Annotated in this window: 24 protein-coding genes and 2 pseudogenes; 11 read left to right on the top strand and 15 right to left on the bottom strand. The window is 49.4% G+C overall.

Features of this window, described 5'->3' with window-relative positions; genetic code table 11:
- Positions 1-14: 14 nt before the first annotated feature.
- The 4 genes from udk to IPL17_RS15705 all read right to left on the bottom strand — a co-directional run bounded on the left by udk (position 15) and on the right by IPL17_RS15705 (position 2601).
- Positions 15-644 (bottom strand): uridine kinase, encoded by a 630-nt coding sequence (gene udk, locus IPL17_RS15720; RefSeq protein ID WP_345308025.1) that lies wholly within the window; start codon positions 642-644, stop codon positions 15-17.
- Positions 645-797: 153 nt separating this feature from the next.
- The gene (locus IPL17_RS15715) at positions 798-992 is read right to left on the bottom strand and encodes a YgaP-like transmembrane domain (RefSeq protein ID WP_345308024.1); all 195 of its coding nucleotides are present in this window, start codon (positions 990-992) and stop codon (positions 798-800) included.
- 73 nt (positions 993-1065) lie between these two features.
- The gene (locus IPL17_RS15710) at positions 1066-1740 is read right to left on the bottom strand and encodes a Crp/Fnr family transcriptional regulator (protein WP_345308023.1); all 675 of its coding nucleotides are present in this window, start codon (positions 1738-1740) and stop codon (positions 1066-1068) included.
- Positions 1741-1749: 9 nt separating this feature from the next.
- Positions 1750-2601, bottom strand: a complete 852-nt coding sequence (locus IPL17_RS15705) for a DegV family protein (RefSeq protein ID WP_345308022.1) — start codon at positions 2599-2601, stop codon at positions 1750-1752.
- A 145-nt stretch (positions 2602-2746) separates the two neighbouring features.
- On the opposite strand from IPL17_RS15705, the gene IPL17_RS15700 reads away from it, so the two are divergent.
- From IPL17_RS15700 to gltX, 11 genes are all read left to right on the top strand, one after another.
- A complete protein-coding gene (locus IPL17_RS15700) occupies positions 2747-3820 on the top strand; it encodes a rod shape-determining protein (RefSeq protein WP_345308021.1) in 1074 nt (357 codons plus the stop codon).
- A gap of 108 nt (positions 3821-3928) precedes the next feature.
- A complete protein-coding gene (gene mreC, locus IPL17_RS15695; RefSeq protein ID WP_345308020.1) occupies positions 3929-4765 on the top strand; it encodes a rod shape-determining protein MreC in 837 nt (278 codons plus the stop codon).
- An 11-nt stretch (positions 4766-4776) separates the two neighbouring features.
- A complete protein-coding gene (locus IPL17_RS15690; RefSeq protein WP_345308019.1) occupies positions 4777-5277 on the top strand; it encodes a hypothetical protein in 501 nt (166 codons plus the stop codon).
- Entirely contained in the window at positions 5274-7472 is a 2199-nt protein-coding gene (locus tag IPL17_RS15685) for a penicillin-binding transpeptidase domain-containing protein (RefSeq protein ID WP_345308018.1), read from the top strand. Before IPL17_RS15690 ends, IPL17_RS15685 begins: the two co-directional genes overlap by 4 nt.
- 81 nt (positions 7473-7553) lie before the next feature.
- The gene (locus IPL17_RS15680; protein ID WP_345308017.1) at positions 7554-8051 is read left to right on the top strand and encodes a septum site-determining protein MinC; all 498 of its coding nucleotides are present in this window, start codon (positions 7554-7556) and stop codon (positions 8049-8051) included.
- Positions 8048-8233 carry a septum site-determining protein MinC gene (locus tag IPL17_RS15675; RefSeq protein ID WP_345308016.1) on the top strand — a complete coding sequence of 62 codons (186 nt, stop codon included), beginning with the start codon at positions 8048-8050 and terminating at the stop codon, positions 8231-8233. The genes IPL17_RS15680 and IPL17_RS15675 overlap by 4 nt, the downstream gene beginning before the upstream one ends.
- A gap of 20 nt (positions 8234-8253) precedes the next feature.
- Positions 8254-9051 (top strand): septum site-determining protein MinD, encoded by a 798-nt coding sequence (gene minD / locus IPL17_RS15670; protein WP_345308015.1) that lies wholly within the window; start codon positions 8254-8256, stop codon positions 9049-9051.
- A complete protein-coding gene (gene minE, locus IPL17_RS15665) occupies positions 9051-9305 on the top strand; it encodes a cell division topological specificity factor MinE (RefSeq protein ID WP_345308014.1) in 255 nt (84 codons plus the stop codon). The genes minD and minE overlap by 1 nt, the downstream gene beginning before the upstream one ends.
- A 69-nt stretch (positions 9306-9374) precedes the next feature.
- Complete coding sequence (locus IPL17_RS15660) at positions 9375-10298, top strand: FtsW/RodA/SpoVE family cell cycle protein (protein WP_345308013.1); 924 nt, start codon at positions 9375-9377, stop codon at positions 10296-10298.
- An 8-nt stretch (positions 10299-10306) separates the two neighbouring features.
- On the top strand, positions 10307-10501 hold the full coding sequence (locus IPL17_RS15655; RefSeq protein ID WP_345308012.1) for an FtsW/RodA/SpoVE family cell cycle protein: 195 nt from the start codon (positions 10307-10309) through the stop codon (positions 10499-10501).
- Positions 10502-10519: 18 nt separating this feature from the next.
- Complete coding sequence (gltX, locus tag IPL17_RS15650; RefSeq protein ID WP_345308011.1) at positions 10520-12001, top strand: glutamate--tRNA ligase; 1482 nt, start codon at positions 10520-10522, stop codon at positions 11999-12001.
- Between the two features lie 66 nt (positions 12002-12067).
- Here the strand turns inward: gltX and IPL17_RS15645 are convergent, their stop codons facing one another.
- The 11 genes and pseudogenes from IPL17_RS15645 to IPL17_RS15595 form a co-directional block, all read right to left on the bottom strand.
- Positions 12068-12343 carry a hypothetical protein gene (locus IPL17_RS15645; protein ID WP_345308010.1) on the bottom strand — a complete coding sequence of 92 codons (276 nt, stop codon included), beginning with the start codon at positions 12341-12343 and terminating at the stop codon, positions 12068-12070.
- Between the two features lie 81 nt (positions 12344-12424).
- On the bottom strand, positions 12425-13048 hold the full coding sequence (locus IPL17_RS15640) for an adenylate/guanylate cyclase domain-containing protein (RefSeq protein ID WP_345308009.1): 624 nt from the start codon (positions 13046-13048) through the stop codon (positions 12425-12427).
- A 64-nt stretch (positions 13049-13112) separates the two neighbouring features.
- Positions 13113-13409 carry a hypothetical protein gene (locus tag IPL17_RS15635; protein ID WP_345308008.1) on the bottom strand — a complete coding sequence of 99 codons (297 nt, stop codon included), beginning with the start codon at positions 13407-13409 and terminating at the stop codon, positions 13113-13115.
- Between the two features lie 58 nt (positions 13410-13467).
- The gene (locus IPL17_RS15630; RefSeq protein ID WP_345308007.1) at positions 13468-14889 is read right to left on the bottom strand and encodes an RtcB family protein; all 1422 of its coding nucleotides are present in this window, start codon (positions 14887-14889) and stop codon (positions 13468-13470) included.
- Between the two features lie 40 nt (positions 14890-14929).
- Positions 14930-16396, bottom strand: a complete 1467-nt coding sequence (locus IPL17_RS15625; protein ID WP_345308006.1) for an ABC transporter ATP-binding protein — start codon at positions 16394-16396, stop codon at positions 14930-14932.
- Positions 16393-16731, bottom strand: a complete 339-nt coding sequence (locus tag IPL17_RS15620; protein ID WP_345308005.1) for a hypothetical protein — start codon at positions 16729-16731, stop codon at positions 16393-16395. Before IPL17_RS15620 ends, IPL17_RS15625 begins: the two co-directional genes overlap by 4 nt.
- Positions 16732-16797: 66 nt before the next feature.
- Positions 16798-17469 (bottom strand): annotated as a pseudogene (locus IPL17_RS15615) (ABC transporter ATP-binding protein); the annotation flags it as partial.
- A gap of 14 nt (positions 17470-17483) precedes the next feature.
- Positions 17484-17888, bottom strand: coding sequence for a hypothetical protein (locus IPL17_RS15610; RefSeq protein WP_345308004.1), 405 nt, complete (start codon positions 17886-17888; stop codon positions 17484-17486).
- Positions 17833-18462, bottom strand: coding sequence for an ABC transporter transmembrane domain-containing protein (locus tag IPL17_RS15605; RefSeq protein ID WP_345308087.1), 630 nt, complete (start codon positions 18460-18462; stop codon positions 17833-17835). The genes IPL17_RS15610 and IPL17_RS15605 overlap by 56 nt, the downstream gene beginning before the upstream one ends.
- Positions 18463-18964: 502 nt before the next feature.
- Complete coding sequence (locus IPL17_RS15600) at positions 18965-19204, bottom strand: hypothetical protein (RefSeq protein WP_345308003.1); 240 nt, start codon at positions 19202-19204, stop codon at positions 18965-18967.
- 63 nt (positions 19205-19267) lie between these two features.
- Positions 19268-19556: pseudogene (locus IPL17_RS15595) on the bottom strand (hypothetical protein); the annotation flags it as partial.

Here is a 19556-nt window from a genome sequence, read left to right as displayed (position 1 = left end):
GATAAACATGTCATTTACTTTGATTGTAATAGCAATTCTATTCTGGCCACGACCATATCCAGCGCAGCTGCATTGAATCCGCCTTCCGGGATGATGATGTCTGCGTATCGTTTTGAAGGTTCGACGAACTCAAGGTGCATGGGCCTCACCGAGGCTTCGTATTGTTTGATAACTGATTCGGTTGAACGCCCGCGTTCTGTTATATCACGATGTAATCTGCGAATTAGACGCAAGTCTGCGTCTGTATCCACAAAGATTTTAATGTCAAATAATTTTCGCAGGTCTGGTTCGGTAAAGATCAAAATACCTTCAACCAAAATTACGCCGCGCGGTGCAACTGTGAAGGTTTCCGCAGTGCGACTGTCAGTGGCGAAATCATAGATCGGGACCTCAACAGCTTCCAGGTTTCGCAGGGATTTAACATGTTTTATTAAGAGTTCAGTTTCAAGTGAATTGGGATGATCGAAATTTATTTCCGAATGCATGGCGGAAGGAAATCCGCTCATATCCTTGTAGTACGAATCGTGCTGGAGGTATGCAATTCGATCAGCGCCAATGCGATTGAGAATTTCCCGTACAACAGTCGTTTTGCCGGAGCCGGACCCGCCTGCGATGCCGATCACCAGCGGACTATTATGATTCATAAGCGCGATTATAGTCCATGACCGGTATTTTTTGCTTTAATTTTATCCGTAACCGGCCAACCAAAATGAATCGCGATCTGTGAGTTTTTAGCCAAATAGAAATCAGGGCGAATGATCTCTCATTCGCCCTGATTTCTATTTGGTCGCAGCAATTTATTTGGTGCTGAATTTGAAGATTGCGTATAACGGGCAGAATGAAACTACGGCAGTGAGCAGGAATACCACGCCGAGAACTACCAGCACGATTCCAAGGGTTCCTGTGACGATTCCGCCAAAATACAGATAGGCAAACACTGCCGCAAGAACGACACGAACGACACGATCAATATTGGATAAATTGGTTTTCATTGAAAATCTCCTTTGGTCAATTGGTTTGATGACCACAGTATAGTGGATGGCTCAATTTCCGTCCGTGACAATGTCACACATATGAGCGGGATTTTAATAATTCAAAATCCAATATCTCGACTGTGCCCCGTCCGGAGCGGATACTTCCTTCGCTGACAAAATCTTCCATTAGTCGACTGATGACCTCGCGCGAACTACCCAATTCAGCTGCGATCTCTTGATGGGTGATATGCAATGGGTTTTTAGTTTGCGCCTGTTTTACCAGTAAGGAAGCAACACGTCGGTCCATGCGCTGGAAAGCCACTTCGTCCACAACCGCCATCATGGTCGAAAGCCTTTGAGATAATAGATCAAAGATGAACTCCCGCCACATATCATAGCGCTGAACCCAATCACGAAATGAACTTGCAGGGATCATTACAGCCTCTGCGTTCTGTTCAACTGTGGCTATGGCAGGAAATGTCTTTTGACTCAAAATGGCGTTGGCGGTCAAGATGCACGATGAGCCGTTCCCAAAACGATACAGGGTAATTTCACGACCTGTCTCGCCAATCTTGTAGACACGCACCACACCTGAGATCAACAGGGCGATCGCTTCGACACGGTCGCCTTCAAGGAATACATCGTGACCAGCGGGGACGTGAGCTAAAAAAGCCGTTTGTTGGAACTCACGTATAAACAAGGAGTCCGCCTGCTGGAGCATGGGCAGGGACAGTGAGATACGCTTTAATTGATTCGAGTCGATCATGTAGATGTACTAGTCGAACATAAACGCCAGTCCTACCGTGCCGGGACCGGTGTGTGTACCGACAACGGGGCTGAGTTCTGTCGAGAGCGTTTCCACAGGATTTAATTTCCTCGCGGCAGCATCCAGCAATATCTTTGCATCATCAGCGGCATTCGCATGCAGCGAGGCGATCCGAACATTTGACTTGCCCTTTGTTTTCTCTGCGACCAGCTCAAGGATTCGGTCGTGTGCCTTGCCTTTGGTTCGGATTCGTTCGATTCCTTCCACTTTTCCTTCTTTGAGTGCAAGGATCGGCTTTAGATTTAACGCTGCGCCGATGTACCTTTGCGCTCCGCCAATGCGCCCGCCGCGGTGCAGGAATTCCAGCGTATCCACAGCAAAAAGAACACCTGTCTTTTCGTGAGCTTTTTCGGTCAGTGCAGCGACTTCTTTTATACCGGCGCCAGCTTCCAGTGCGCGTGCAGCGGCGAGTACCTGAAATCCGAGTGCCATGGCCGTAGATTGACTATCTACCAGGGTCACTTTTTCTCCAGCGGTTCCCATTGACGCTTTCCCTTGAATGGCAGATTGCAGAGTCCCGGAGAGTTTGGATGAAATAAAAATTCCCAACACTTCAAATCCCTGATCCACCAGGGGCTGGAAAATGGACTGCATGCTGGCAGGAGAGACCTGCGAAGTGGATGGCATTACCTTCGATGTTTTTAAACGGCTAAAATATTCATCCGAGCGGATATCGATCCCGTCACGAAAAGTTTCGTTTCCCCAAATTAATATCTGCGGGGCGACCGTTATATTGTGCTTCCCGACATACTCTGTGGGGATATAAGCTGTGCTGTCTGTGACAACTGCAAATTTTGACATTACTTCCTCCGAACAATGGAATGTGATATTCGGGCAATTTTACCCTAGTGGGGGATTGCGCTTGGAGAAAAGCTGTTATTAAGGCTCATGGTATAATTCTTTTTGTTACCCTCACCTCGCATGAACCCTCACTTAGGAGCCTATTTTGGCCTTCAACCCTATTAACTGGCTGTTAGGCCTTTTTTCTCTGGATATCGCCATAGACCTTGGCACTGCGAACACTTTAGTTCACGTTCGCGGTAAGGGAATAGTTATTAATGAGCCATCCTGGGTCACTGTCGATAAGAAGTTGCGCCAGCCTGTTGCCATTGGTCTCGAAGCAAAAGAAATGGTCGGCCGCACACCAAGTAATGTTATGGTGGTGCGTCCTATTCGCGATGGCGTGATTGCCGAATTTGACGTGACGCAGGTCATGCTGGAATATTTTATTGGCAAGGTACATGAACAAAGTATGGTTCCATTACCGCGCCCGCGCGTGATCGTTGGGTTGCCCACAGGTGTGACGGAAGTCGAAAAGCGTGCTGTCTATGACGCAGTCATGGCCTCTGGCGCGCGTCAGGCCATGTTGATTGAGGAACCGATCGCGGCTGCGCTGGGAGCTGGTCTGCCCGTCGGAGAGATCCGTGGTTCGATGGTGGTTGATATAGGCGGTGGGACGACTGAAGTCGCGGTGTTGTCCATGAGCGGTGTCGTTGCCTCACGTTCCCTGCGTGTCGCTGGCGATGAAATGGATCAGGATATCGTGCAGTATCTTCGCAATAAATATAATCTGCTGATCGGTGAAGGCAATGCCGAGCAGATCAAATGGCAAATTGGTTCAGCTTATCCATTACAACCGGAAAAGACCATGGAGGTGCGTGGCCGTAATTTGGTGAGTGGCTTACCTGAAACAGTTGAAATTTCTTCAGTTGAAATTCGAGAATCCTTGAGCGCATCCGTTCAGGTGATTATTGACACTGTGCGCGATGCGCTGGATGAAATCCCGCCTGAGATTGTGGCAGACCTAATGGATATTGGTATATGTCTTGCTGGTGGTGGCGCTCTGCTTCAAGGGCTTGCCGAACGTCTGACTGATGAAATGAAGCTGCGCGTTTGGGTTGCGGAAGATCCGCTGACTTGTGTGGCGCGCGGCGCGGCAATGATCTTTGAAGATCTGGATTCCCTTGGACGTTATCTGGTCGGACTGGAACGCGGCAGTACGCGACATATAATTGGATAATTTCATATCTGGTAAATCCCATAAACGATCTGATGAGAAAAAATGCGCACATGAAATGTATTGTTTATTGATCAAGGTTTCCCGCATATCTTTCAGGTCTTGTAAATTATGAACTCCCGTTCTTTACAAACAACGATTATCTTCCTTGTGGTCGGTGGCATCCTAGCCCTGGCCTTGGGTGGTTTCTTTGGATCCGCCTCAAGACAATTTAATTCGGTGTTTATTGAAATTCAAACATGGATGTCCGCTCGTTTCCTTGGTGTTCAAGATTTTTTCACAGCGCCTCGTGATATTGTCTCATTGCGAACACGAAATGTTGAACTTGAGACTCAGGTTTCGCAATTGCAGGCGCAAGTGATCGAATTGCAACAGCGCGTGAATGAGACAGAAATTCTCGCCGCGCTTGTTGATTTTTCCCGGACCAATCCTGAAAGCACTTATAAAGCTGCGGCGGTTATTGGCCGTGACCCTTCTCCATTTTTACATTACATCATTATTAACCGCGGCTCGAACGATGAGATCCTACGCGGCATGCCTGTGGTCACAAACCAGGGATTGGTTGGGCGTATCGATGCTGTCATTGCAGATGCCGCCCGTGTCCAACTCATTACTGATCCAGGGTCCGCCATCAATAGTTCCCTCCAAAATGCAAAAACGACCGCCGTCACATTTGGGTCGGTAACTGGCGATATTTCTCTGGATATGATTTCGCAGAATGTAGTGGTTCAGGCGGGCGATTTGGTCTTGACCTCAGGATTGGGTGGCGGTTATCCTTCTGATATTCCCATCGGTCAGGTACTTACGATCCGCAGCCTTGAATTTGAACTGTTTCAGCAGGCGACCATCCAGCCAGCCGTTGACTTTACCCGCCTTGCGATCGTTCTTGTCATCACTAACTTCAGTCCTGTGGATATCGCTCCGCTTGAACCCCAAATCGTTCCATAATCATATTTGCCATGCGAAATCTTGTTGCGTTCCCGCTGCTCGCGCTGGCTGTTATCCTGCAATCCTCGGTTGTCAGCCAGGTTAAATTACTCTCCGGCTTTGCTGATTTGCCTTTGATCTTGATTGCGGCATGGGCATTGCAGGAACGGGTTAAATCCGCGTGGCATTGGGCTGTGCTTGCCTGCGCAATGTTAGGTATTGTTTCGAAAATGCCCTGGCCCGTTCTGTTGGTCGGTTACCTGGCCATCGTGATTGCGGCCCGGGCATTACAAAAACGGGTGTGGCAGGCCCCTTTATTGGCGATGTTCAGTATCACTTTTATTGGCACCTTGTTTATGAATTTATTGTCTTTCATTGCATTACAAATCCTCGGTACATCTCTACCATTTAGCGATGTTGTCGGGGTGGTTGTGTTGCCCAGCCTGCTGCTCAATATGCTTTTCTCGATTCCGGTTTATACTTTTATGCGCGATTTGGCGCGTTGGGTTTATCCTTTAGAGGAGATTGAATGAGTACTGGTTCGATACCACGACCAGCCCGTTTTGAAACATGGCGGATTGCAGCCATTTATATAGTCTTGGTGCTGGCATTTACTGGGCTGCTTATGCGGCTTGTCAATTTACAAGTCTTACAGGAATCCGACTGGACGGCTCAGGCGATCGATAATTACACCAATGAAGTGAACGTGCCGGCTCCGCGTGGAATTATATATGATCGCAATGGTTATATCCTTGCGCGCAATGTGGCTTCCTATAATATAGTGATCACCCCTGCCGATTTGCCTGATGATGAATCAGATATTCAGCGCATTTATCGACAATTATCCGACCTGATCGATGTCCCTGTTGGCGGGGTGGTGACAGACGCGTCACTGGAAGAAGCGAAACTTTTTGCTGCTTGTGTGCCTGGGCCAGGAATAGCCCAGCTTGTTGCTCTACAAGATACGCTCGCTCCATATAGCCCGGTAAAATTGAAGTGCAACGTTTCTGAAGATGTTGCCCGCGTTGTTGAGGAGAGGTCGATCGATTGGCCCGGTGTGTCTGTTGAGATCGATCCGATTCGTGACTACCCGACAGGTTCGTTGACAGCCAGTCTTGTGGGATTTCTGGGTCCGATTCCGGCGCTATTTGAAAAGGAATATCGAGATAAAGGGTTTATTCCCAACCGCGACAAGATCGGATATGCTGGCGTCGAGGATTCTTTGCAGGATATTCTGGCTGGCAGGAATGGCTTACGTGTTGTCGAGATTGATGTGGCCGGGCAGGAACTTCGTAATCTTGAACCGCCCAGGCCTACAGTGCCAGGGCAAAATGTGTATCTCACCATCGATACAAGATTACAGGCAGTGGCTGAAGCGTCCTTGGTTCAGGAGATTAACTTTTGGAATACCTATTTTGGAACAGTGCGTATCTCCAGCGGTGTGGTGATCGCGATGAATCCGAAAACTGGTGAAATTCTTGCGATGGTCTCCTATCCGTCTTATGAGAATAATCGTTTCGCGCGTTTGATCCCTGCTTATTATTACGAACAATTAAGTCAGGATGCGCGCAATCCTTTATTGAATAATGCGATCGCTGCTGAGTTTCCGCCAGGGTCAGTGTTCAAATTATCCACAGCTACTGGCGCTTATAATGAAAATGTCGTTGAGTTGGATACGGTCATTCAAGCACCGGGACAATTGCTCCTGTGTGAAAAATTCAATCCGAATGATACCTGTACTGACAGCAACACACGACCCTTCGTGGATTGGATCTTTGAACAAAACCCCGACGGTTTTGGGCAGATTGATTTTCAACATTGCATCGCGTATTCCAGTAATGTTTGTTTCTATAAGCTGGGCGGCGGCTTCGAAGACGAGATCAAGCAGGGGCTGGGCATTGAACGCCTCCAGCAATACGCCCGGGCGCTCGGGTATGATCAAAGGTCAGGTATCCAGTTAAAAGGCGAAGCAGATGGATTAATTCCTGACCCGCAATGGAAACGTATTAATACCGGTGAGAACTGGTCAACCGGTGACACATACATCGCGAGCGTGGGGCAGGGATATGTGCTCGCGACCCCGTTGCAGATATTGATGTCCGGTGCGACGATTGCAAATCGCGGTAAATTGATGCAGCCAACGATCGTGCGCGAAGTGACCGATGGCGAGGGGAATCCAGTTGAAATGTGGTTCAATCCTGACCCGCAACAATTTACGGTTTCTCCGGAACAGACTCCAGGCAGTTATCAGATATCACCTTTCACACCAAATTTGAAATGGGATATTACGGTTACTCCGAAGATCGCAAATTACTCTTGTGACGGTAGTGTTTGCAGTCTGGATGAAAGTAAATTAAAGATCGTGGATCCTGAGACGGTTGAAGCCGTGCGTGGTGGTACTCGTCTTTCGATCACGGATTCACGTGGAACACTTAATGAGTTGTTCTCAAGTTTCCCCATTGCTGTGGCAGGCAAGACCGGTACCGCGGAATATTGTGATGATGTTGCCCGCAAGGCGAACCGTTGTAATTTCGGTGCTTGGCCAACCCATTCATGGACTTTGGCATATGCACCGTATGAGGACCCTGAGATTATCGTGGTTGCTTTTGCATACAATGGCGGCGAGGGTGCAAGCGTGGCAGGTCCGATCGTTGAGAGGGTCATTAAGGCGTACTTTGAATTGAAATCCATTGATATTTCGAAAGAAAATCCATCTGATGGGCAGTAGTCTTGAATTATTGAATCGGGATTTTATAACAATACCGCCATTTCACATACGGCGTCAGGTATAATTTGTGCAAAAATAATTATGGAGCAAACAACCTCGCTCGTTCAGATCAAAGGCATACGCGATGGACTTCTCGCATCATTTTTGGATGCGTCTTGGGAAGACCAATGTGCCGCTTTGCTTGCGCAAATTGATGAGCGGTCCGCCTTCTTTCAAGGTGCGCGCCTCGCGATGGATGTTGGTTCGCAAGTGCTGAAAGTGAATGATCTGGTTGATTTGCGTGATCGACTTTCGGAGCGTAATGTCGTTTTATGGGCTGTCGTGAGCGAATCACCGACCACTGAGAAGACTTCTCAATTACTTGGCCTGGCGACCCGCATCTCGAAACCTCGACCGGAAGAACAGAGACAATTTACGAACACTATCACCGATGAAACCGCCTTGTTTATCAACAAGACACTTCGTTCCGGAACACGGGTTGAATATCCGGGTAATGTGGTGGTGATGGGCGATATTAACCCAGGCGCCGAGATCGTTGCGGAAGGAAATGTCATCGTTTGGGGACGTGTGCGGGCATGATTCATGCTGGATCAAAAGGAAATCGGTCGGCATTTATTTGTGCGCTTGATCTTTCTGCAAATCAACTTCGCATTGCCAATGAAATTTCGGCGACGCTTAAACCCCAAAAAGACCCGAAGCCCGAAGTAGCCAGTATTAATAGTGAAGGCCGTTTACAAGCAGAACGCTGGCACACTGGTTAATCCATTTATAGGAATAGAATATGACAGCTCAAGTAATTACAGTTACATCCGGAAAAGGCGGCGTGGGCAAGACCACCGCTGTTGCCAATCTTGCCACCGCCCTTGCCGCTGATGGTATGAAAGTTGTCTGTATTGATGGCGATATTGGTTTACGAAATCTGGACGTCATTCTGGGACTTGAAAATCGAATTGTGTACGACATCGTGGACGTGATCGAAGGACGTTGTAAATTAAAGCAGGCGATGATTCGCGATAAGCATTATCCCGAGTTGTATTTGATTCCCGCTGCGCAGACGCGCGACAAGAGCGCGGTTTCACCAACAGACATGGTGCGCATCTGCAAGGAACTACGCCCGATTGCTGATTTTGTTCTGATAGACTCGCCTGCCGGTATTGAGCGCGGTTTTCGAAATTCCATCGCTGCGGCAGACCGTGTCTTGATCGTGACCAACCCCGAGGTCAGCGCGGTGCGGGATGCGGATCGTGTGGTGGGTATTCTCGAAGCCGAGGAAAAAGGCAGCCCGGCCCTGATCCTTAATCGGCTAAACCCGGCATTGGTTAGAAATAATGACATGCTCTCTGCGGATGATGTTCTCGATTTGCTTGGGATTCAATTGATTGGAATTGTGCCCGAGGATGAGGCTGTTATCATTGGCTCCAATCGCGGGGCGCCAGTTGTGACAGAACCAAAAAGTCGGGCTGGGCAGGCTTTCAGAAATATTGCGAAGCGTATTCAAGGTCAGGACGTGCCTTTCATGGATCTGGAGCAAAAAAACGCTTTATGGTCGGCGTTACAGCGATTTACTGGGAGGAAATAATGTTTAATTTTTTTAAGAAAAAGCGAAGCGCTGAAAGCGCAAAAGACCGCTTGCAGCTTGTCTTGGTGCATGACCGGACTGACTTGACCCCCGCTCAGCTTGATGCCTTGAAAAATGATTTGCTTAAGGCGATCTCGAATTATATTGACATCGACCCGGATGCGGTCCAAATTGGACTGGAACGAGATGGCCGTTCTCAACGGCTGGTTGCGGATATTCCTTTGCGAGGCGTATCCCGTCATCGCACTGGTTGATCTTATTTACATTTGGAGACACGGATCAACCTCTGAGATGATTTCTGGTTGCATCCGTGTTTTTATTTTATGACTCGTGGACTTTCCTGGCGTAATTTTGATTTTATTTTATTGGGCGCAGTAGTGCTTGCGTCTTCTTTTGGCACAGCGATGATCCGCTCCGCTGTCGCGGGAAATGAGGTTTTACAGCCGCTCATTACGCGTCAGGTTTATTTTGCCTTGCTGGGTGTTGTGCTTATATTTTTGGTTGCTTCAGTGGATTATCGTTACTGGCTGGCTTTGTATCGCCCTATCTATTTGGGAATTATGATCTTCCTGGTGACGTTGACCGGGTTTGGCCAATCTGCATTTGGTGCACAGCGCTGGTTTCAAGTGGGTGTTCTTTTTCTTCAACCGACTGAATTTGCCAAGATCGTTGCGATCATTATTTTGGCGCGCTATTTTGAAGTTGTTCAATATCAGCCTCGCGATCTAAAATGGGTTTTTGGCGCAGTTCTCTGGGCGTCTGGAATCATCCTCATGATTCTTCTACAACCCAATTTGAGTAACGTGTTACTGCTATCTGTTATTCTTGCGGTGATGTTGTGGATTAATGGAGTGCAGGTTAAGCATGTGCTCTCTGCGGTTGCGATCGGCGCTATTGCCATGGCAAGTTTGGTGGCGCTCTCGGTGCTTGGTGTGCGGGTTCCATTTTTGCAGGCGTATCAGCAGGAACGCATTGTGAATTTTGTTGTGCCAGACCCAAATGACACCTACGGCAATCGCTATAACGTAAGACAGGCATTGATCGCTGTTGGCGCGGGCGGTGTGTTTGGTCAGGGGTATGGGCATGGGACTCAGACTCAGCTGCGTTTTCTTAAAGTCCGTCATACTGATTTCATTTTTGCTGCCAGTGCCGAAGAATTTGGTATGATCAGGGGCGCGCTGATCATTATTACATTGGGATTATTGTTTGGCGTTGTGTTCGCGCGGCGCAAAAAGCCCGCGATGTAGCTGGCTCGATGATTGCCATGGGAGTTGCGACGCTGATCTTTTTTCAGGCTGCCGTAAATATTGGTATGAATCTGAATGTACTTCCTGTTTCGGGTTTGCCGCTTCCATTTATCAGTTATGGCGGCAGTGGCCTGACCGCGCTTATGATTGGGATTGGACTTGTTGAAAGCGTTGTAATGCGCCATTCCCAAACCGAATTTTAAATTAAGGAGTATTTTCTTTTGTCTACCAAACCCGTTCGTACTCGTTTTGCGCCTTCTCCCACCGGGCGTATGCATATCGGCAACGCCCGTTCAGCACTCTATCCCTTCCTGCTTGCGCGCCGTTTAGGTGGTACGTTCATCCTTCGAATTGAAGATACCGACCAGAAACGGTATGAGCCTGGCGCAGAACAAGAATTGATTGACGGATTGCACTGGCTTGGCCTGAATTATGATGAGGGTCCCGATATCGGCGGGGCGCATGGGCCATATCGCCAGACCGAACGACGCGCCAGCTATCACGAACATGCCTGGAAATTGGTGGAACAGGATAAGGCCTTTCCTTGTTTTTGCACTTCCGAACGACTGGCAAATGTGCGTCAAGAGCAATTGAAGAGCAAACAGAATCCGCGTTACGACGGTTTGTGCCGCGCACTTACTCCCGAAGAAGCACGGCAGCGCGTGGACGGGGGTGAGAAATATGTGATCCGTTTCAAGATGCCAAAAGAAGGCTCGATCACTACCACCGACCTTCTGCGTGGTTCAATCACAACGGAAAACTCTGCGCTTGATGATACCGTCCTCTTAAAGTCCGATGGCTTGCCTACATATCACCTCGCTGCAATGGTGGACGACCACGAGATGGAGATCACTCATGTCATTCGCGGTTCTGAGTGGCTTCCGTCCATGCCGTTGCACATCCATGTCATCCGTGCCTTTGGCTGGGACGAGCCTGTTTTCGCCCATCTATCCGTTTTCCTCAAACCCAGCGGCAAAGGCAAAATGAGCAAGCGCGACCGTGCCGACGCCATGAAAGATGGATATTCCATTTTTCTTGGGGATATGAAAGAACTCGGATACACTCCCGAAGGCGTGCTCAACTGGATCGCGTTGATGGGTTGGGGTGTTGCCGAAGACGACGTGATGACCCTCGACCAGATGATCACGCGTTTCGGAATTGACCATTTAACTCCTTCACCCGCGGCGATCAATTTTCAGAAACTGGATCATTTCAATGCGACGCATATCCGCCTCCTTACAACCGAGGATCTGGCCGGGCGCATCAAGCCTTATTTCACCCGTGAGGGATTGAACGTTAATGATGAGGTTTTGCTAAAAATTGTCCCGTTGTTGCGCGAGAGACTTGTCACATTGGATGATTGCCTTTCATTTGGAAGTTTCTTTTTTAAAGATGATGTGACGCCTGCTCCCGAAGATTTGATCGCGAAAGGATTGGACGCGAGTCAGTCAGCAGAGATCGCTCAAAAGGCGTATGATATTCTCGCGGCACAGCCAGATATCAGTCACGAAAGATGCGAGCCGCCATTGCGGGCTTATGTTGAGGAAAGTGGATTGAATGCGAATCAAGTTTTTGGTCTCTTGCGGGTAGCCACGACGGGGCAAAAGGTCAGTCCACCGCTCTTTGAGTCGATGGAGATCATTGGCAGAGAAAAATGTCTTGCGCGGATAAAAAATTCGGTCGAGATTTTGAAGAAAATTTAAGATTATAAAATCAAAAATCCCCTCGTGCAATAATCACGAGGGGATTTTTGATTCGATGGGCTGACTTTATGTGTTTCCGGTCGTGATCTTCTGCAGAGTTGAGTCGGCAGTGTAGCCGGCAAGGAATGCCGATTGCCAGGTGTTTAACGTTTCTCCCAAAAAGGCGACAAGAATGAGGGCGACGATCAGGGAGAACAAAGCTGTGATTAGGTATGGCTTTGCATATGCCCAAAAATCTGCGGGAGCACTTCGCATATTCAGGGGTTTGGGAAGCATAGGGCGGATTAAAGGCAGGATGACACTTACCGCGACGCCCGCGGCAACGGACAAATAGATGAACATGGTTTATCTCCTTTTCTAATAATTGGATCGTTAATATTATTCTACAAGAAAACTGTCAAAATTACTTAAACAAGACCTGAATTAGTTACGTGAACGGTAGTCAATGGAATAAGCTGAGATAGCTAATCCGGAGATGGATATGTTTACCTCGCTTGTCTTGAACTCCAAGTCTGTTGAGATGGTATCAATGGCGTCTTTTGTGACAAGGATCTCTCCTTTGGCGGCAACATCTTCGCCTAATTTGCATGCCCGATTGACGGCGTCGCCAAAACAATCTTCGTTGCCGACGATCAGAATCCTGCCGTGGTCAATTCCACATGAGATGTGAACGTCAAGATCATCGGACGTCAACAGGTTGGAGGCCTCGAATGCCAATTGCAATGTGATTGCCGCGTGAATCGCAGAAAGTGTGTCGGGAAAAACTGCGAAGCAATTATCCGCTTCATATTTGATCAGGCTGCCGCCATATGTTTTTATGATCGGTTCGGATATCAACTGCATGCGGGAAACCATGGACAGGTAATGGATGATTCCGTATTTACGGGTGAGCAATGAAAACCCGGACATATCCAGAACAAAGACCACCCGTTCTGCGCCGAACTCCTCCCACAGGTGTTCTTCAAGTGTTTGTCTGCCTGAGGCTGTTGTTTCGCGGGCGAACTGAAGGATCAAATCTTGAAAGTGTTTATATTTTTCTTCGCTCATAAGTTCATCCTTGTCAGTTTGAGCATAACCCAAAACACCAGGTTTGTGCAATGGGGGAAATTGCTCAGCCAAGACTCCACGGCACAAGACCGAGCACAACGTCGGTCAGGTCATTGGCTGCGGTGGGGCTTGGGTTCCCATTCCCAAGCGCTTGAATGAACATATTCTTCTCCCAGTCTTCCTCTGAGCATTCTTGTGCGAGGCAGATGATCGCCGGAGTGACTTCGTGATCCAGAATCTCATCGAGAAGCTGGCGAACAAGAGATGGTAAGGTTCCGTACCAGTCATTAAATCGCGGATTGTCTGTTATGGCAACCCTCGCTTCGAACAAAATATTTTCCCAGTCAGGTTCAATGCTCATTTTATTTTCCTGTTGTATTAAGCGGGCTGCGTTAAGATGATAACGCAGCCCGCTTTTATTAAATATCGCCCGGCTCATCCGCCATTCTTACAATCCTTGGCGTGAACTTGCCGAGTACATCCACAAGCTCGGTCTGAGCTTTGATGACGGCTTCGATCGGCTTGTATGCTTGCGGTGATTCGTCCATGCCGCCGCCGAGCAGGGTGACGTTATTCGTCTTGAGATACTCTTCCCGCGCCGACCTGCTGATCGAGTTCAACGCGTTTCTCCGACTCATTAGCCTGCCTGCTCCGTGTGAAGCGGACTCAAGCGAAGATGCGATTCCCTTGCCGCGCACGAGATAGCCCGCATCGCCCATCGAGCCGGGGATGATTCCAAGCACACCAACACCGGCAGGCGTCGCGCCCTTGCGGTGCACAATGACCGTTCTGCCGTCCACCATTTTTTCCTTCCATGCGAAGTTGTGGTGATTCTCAACCACGCCAACTTCCTTGAGGCCAACTGCGGCGGCAACCCGTTGGTGAATGATGTAGTGATTGGCCGAAGCGAATCTGCCCGCGAGTTCCATCGAAAGCCAATATTCCTGACCTTCTTCTGAATCCAAAGATAACCATGCCAAATACTTCACGCTGGCATCGAGATCAGGGTGCTTCTCTCTTGCCAACTTACTATAGCGGTCTGCGATCTTTGCGCCGACGCCTCTTGAGCCGCTGTGTGAAAGCAGTGCAAGATAAACGCCGGGTTCAAGCCCAAACATCGGCTCGGTCAAGTGGAACGATCCCCATTCAGCAAAGTGATTGCCCGTGCCGCTTGTGCCAAGTTGATTCATGGCGGTGTCCTTCAACATCTTAAGTTGAGGAGTGGCATACCATGAGTCATCGTCCAAGACCTCGTGCTGTGCCTTCTTACTTCCTGTCCATTTTGCGCCCATTCCAAATGCGGTTTCGTTCCATAAGGAATTTTCGAAAACACTTTTCTTTTGTCCAAGTAAATGCGGTGAGACATCATACAAAGAGAGTCTCATGCGGCAGGCAATGTCCACTCCAACCGCGTAAGGGATGACCACATTATCAGTCGCGAGTACGCCACCAATCGGAAGCCCGTAGCCGACGTGGGCATCAGGCATCAACGCGCCCGCCACTGTAACAGGCAGGCGCATGGCACTGTCCATTTGTTTGACGGCTTCATCGTCAATATGCTCCCGCCCCCAAATTGGGAAGGGGATTGGGCTTTCAAGCAGTGTGTCTATTGAAGGCTCATCCTTCTTGTTAAGCCGAATACACTCGCGTGCGAGGCCTGCCATGAGGGGATCGGCGAGAAAAGGACTGGGCTCCTGCCGAACTGCATCGAGCTGGTTGAGGATCGCGTCGCGTTCCACGTCTTGGGCTGCCAGCTGCGCCGAGATGGTCTTTGCGATCCCGATAATTTTTCCGTCGGGCCAGTTGTTTAACTTTAGAATCTTGCCAGTGATAATGTCCATGATGTATTTTCCTTGAGTAGGGGCGAAGCATGCTTCGCCCCTACGATATTCCATTTTCTTCCAATTTCCACAGCTCGCGCATTTCTGAGCTGATTTCGAGTAATTGATCCAGCGTGCCTTCAGATTCGACTTTGCCGTCTTTCAGCACAATGATATGGTCTGCGCGTCGTAACAGCGGACGGCGGTGGGAGACAACAAGACAAGTCAAATTCTGTTTCTCGAAGATGCGTTCCCAGAGCTGCTGTTCGGTTTCGACATCCAGTGCGCTGGAGAGATCGTCAAAGACGATGAGTTCAGGTTCACGGATGAACATGCGCGCGGCCGCAGCTCGCTGCGCTTGTCCACCCGAAAGTTTCACACCGCGTGCGCCGACCAGAGTTTCGAGATTGTCGTCCATCTGCTCCAGGTCACGATCCATGACGGCTAGTTTTGTTGCCATGTAAATTTCATCATCGCTTTTGTTCAGGCCGAGCAATATGTTGTTACGCAGGGTATTGCTGAACAGTCGCGGAACTTGTGCGGTGTATGCGCAGCGCGGCGGGATGAGAAAATCTCCGGGGGATGTAAGTATGTTTTCATTCCAGCGTATCTCTCCTGATTCAAGCGGAAGCAATCCGAGCAGGGCACGCAGCAATGTTGTCTTGCCAGAGCCTATGCGGCCTGTGACCACTGTCAGCGTGTTGCGTTTTATTTTGAGCGATATGTCATTGATGCCGTTCGATGATCCAGTGTAGTGAAATGTTAGATGGTCAGCGACCAGTTCATTCAGTCGGTCTGATGCGCTCTTTGGCGGGTAGATCACTTCGGGCAGTGGACCTTCCAAATTAATGAGGCTATGCTCGACCAAGGCATCCAGCGGTGCATTTTCCATGAGGTGATACATGCGCTGGACGGAGACGTTGAGTTGTTTGTAACGCGCCCATAACATACCGCCAAAAGTAGTGAGATCACCCATGCTTTGAAGCAGATAAACGAAGAGCGAAAAATCGCCGAGAGTGAAATTGCCCGTGCGCATGGACTGGCCAACGAGGACGAGAATGACACCCGTGCCAAGCGTGGACATGTTGCGATAGATCGAACCGAGCACTTCGTCGAAAAGTTTTTCGCGGATGGTCAGGATGCGGCGCTCATCGTTGAGCTTGTGAAAATAGCCGATGACATTCTTTTCGGCAGTTGCAACTTTGACAGCCTGTACCGCGCCGAAGAATTCGCCGATGAAACCAGTCACTTTGCCGCCAGCCTGACGCGATGTGCGGCGATAATGTTCGATGCGGCTCGTTGCGACATTGGCGATGACGCCGACGATCACAAGCGGAATGAGCGCCATGACCGTGACCGATGGACTGATCTGTGTCATGAGGATAATGGCGACAGCGATGATGACAAGCCCAACCATGACATCGTTGATCAAAATAACGAACAAAGGGATTTCATCCACATCCTTTTTAAAACGGCTGACGGCTTCGCCCGCTGAATCGGGAAGTTGTGACGCGCCGGGCCGCTTCAAGATATAGCGTAAAAGATTCTGCGCAGCAGGGTGTTCATGTCGGCGAAGATGGGCACATCGGCATAATAAAAGCCATAGCTTGCGATGACGCGCCCGATCCATGTGGCGGCTAAAAATGCGACGATGGCCCAGATGCCAAAGGTTAATTGCGCTTCGCCCGTGACCATGTCGAAGAAGGCTTTGATGATGAGCGCAGGGGCGACCTGCCAACAGAAGCGAATGAGTGACACACTGACTAGATCAATAAACCAAAGCCAGGGTCGAAAACGCAGCATTTCCCAAATGACTTTCCATGCGGGGAGCGCGGGTATTTTTTGTGTGAAGGTTGTTTCCATAATAATTTCTCCATGGTGGACGGGGCGGATGTTGAACGGGCCTACCGTCCACGGTTGATGGTCATATTACGCCAATACTTCTTCCATGCCAGTTTGCAGCAGTTGATAAAAACGCGAGGTCGGGTCTGCGGCTAATTGTTTACGCTCGCCGTATTCGCTTGCTTTACCGTTATCCAAGATCATGATCTCGTCGGCGCGATGGATCGTGTCCAGTCGATGCGCGATGATGATGGCGGTTCGGTTTTGCAGCAACTTGTCGATCGCTCGCTCGAGTTTTTGTTCTGTTGCGGGATCGAGACGCGACGAAGCTTCGTCGAGAATCACCAGTCCTGGATTTCGCAGGAAGACTCGCGTGAACGCAAGCAACTGCGCTTCACCTGCGGACAGGGATCTTGATCCTGTGTCGAGTTCAGTGTCCAAGCCTTTGGGCTGATTCCGCAGCCAATCGCCGAGTTCCAATTCTTCGAGAGTCGTGACGATTATTTCATCAGGTATCGAACGGTCAAAGAAGGTCAGGTTATCGCGGATGCTGGCGCGGAAGAGTTGCACATCCTGAGTGACGATGGCAATGTTACGCCGTAATGTTTCGAGGTGCGCTTCACGCAAATCTGAGTCGTTGACTTTGATCCTGCCAGCGTTGACATCGTAAAGGCGGAAGATCAATCGTCCAAGTGTGGTTTTGCCGCTGCCTGTGCGGCCGAGCAGCCCAAGGATGGAACCAGGTTTCAGGTCAAAGGAAAGTTCGCTGAGAACTAGAGTCCCTCCGTTGTAGGAGAAAGATACACCCTCAAACTCAGAGAAAGCGGTTTGGAAGGGATTTCAACGCCCACACCATTGACCACTTCCGCTTTGAAATTGCGGAACTCGGTCAGGCGCTCAACACACGCGCCGATGGTTTGGAAACTTTCGATCTCATGAGTCATTGCCCAGAAAGGTTCTTCAAGCAGATTGATGTAATGTACAAATAAATAAACTGTGCCGATGGTGACCAAGCCTGCGGAGAAAAGCCAGTATCCGCTGGTGATGGCGAGCAGGCTGCCGAGGGTGAGCGCAAAGCCCATTGCGTTTTCGATGATCCAGCGTTTGAAGTGCGCCTTGCGGTTATGCCCAAGGATCGTACTTTGGTGGCGGAACAACTCGCGAATGGAAAAATCCACTGCGCCGCTGGAGCGGATATCTTCTGTGCCGGCCAAGGTTGCTCTTCGACGAAACCGTATAAGTGCGCTTCTGCTTCTGGCGGGCTTTCTGGTGCGGAACTGCAATATCCTTGAGACGACCAAGAATGGTGATGGTTAGGAATGAGTAAACAGTAAAAGCCAGACCCGCTCGCCAATCTTCAATGAATAAGGCGATCAAAATTCCTATGAGGAGCAGTCCATTCGCGATCAGGTTCAATGCGAACTGCGAGAAGAAGGTCGCCAGCTCAGTCACGTCTCCGTCAATGCGCTCGATCAGTTCACCGGGCGTATGGTCATTGTGAAATTTCATATCTAGGTTCAAGGCATGTTCTGCCAATTCTGCGCGGAGGTCATTGGTGGCTGTCCATGCGACATTTTCGCCGAGGTAGGTCACGCTCACTGCAACTGCTTGTTGAATCAATGCGATGCCGATAAAAGCGATCGCTGTCCATGTGAGTGTTTGCAAAGCTACGCCAGCCAACGCGGAGTCAATAAATTCCCGCATGATCTGAGGCGCATAGATGCGCAGACCGATACTACCGAACATCAAGATAGCCAGCAGGATGAACCGTCCCTTTTGCGGGCGGATGTGGTCGGAGAGTAAGTTCCAATAAGATTTGAATGATATGTTTCATGATGTTTTCGGTAATGTAAGGCGACCCGCCAATGTTGGTCAAGCGACTTGGTCATTTCCTGACGGGTCGCCCTGCGTGTCTACAAATAAAAGCCACGGTGCAGAAGTGCACCGTGGCTAAGGCACAAGAAGGTGAACCTTTAACGGTCTACAGGCGCACTTCGAGATGGATGCAGTTTGGATTACGTTTAGCTATGATGATATGTTTCTGCATTTTGAAGCGCGCTCCTTTCGTTAGATTTTAATTACGCTGTCAGTTTACATTAGAGCAGGATGAGTGTCAGGCTATTTCCTTTTTTTCTCGATCTTCGACCATGCATCCTTGAGATTCACTGTCAGATTGAAAACTGGTTTCTCGATGTCGAGAGTCGGCGTCGACGCAGAAATATCCCGGCGTTCAAACTGGATAACGCTCTCTAAATCAAGGAGGAGACGGTTCCACATATCCAGTGGATATGATCAGCGAATTCGGGTTGATGCGCAAGGAACCTTCATCGCCTTCCTCGGATCTTCCTTGTAAAGAGGCGGTCATAGAAGCCGAATCTCTCCGCTTCTTTGGCGTCTTGCGCTGAAACCCAATGGATCGTTGATTTGACTTTGCGCCCATCGGCTGAGTCACCGCCGCGTGTGTGGGGTCGTATGTGGCATGGACTTCGGTCACTTCGCCCTTGTCATCTTTGACAACGTGCGTGCATTGATGAAGTACGCATAGCGCAGTCTCACTTCATTGCTGCGGGAACAGACGATATACTTCGGGAGTCTCGCAGAAATCATCCTGCTCGATGTAAAGCACCTTCGAGAACGGAACTTTACGCGTGCCAGCATTCGGGTCTTCTGGATTATTGACCGCGTCCATCTCTTCGGTTTGGCCATCGGGATAATTATCGATCACCACTTTCAGGTTTGATGACGGCCATACGGCGTAGGATGTTTTATTCAAATCTTCACGTACGCATGCTTCAACAGGACACATCGCTGACGCTGTAATTTTTTGCCACGCCAACGCGAATAAA

Source organism: Candidatus Villigracilis saccharophilus (assembly GCF_016711665.1).
The sequence above is the reverse complement of the archived record's forward strand: the minus strand, read 5'-3'. Positions and strand labels throughout refer to the sequence as shown.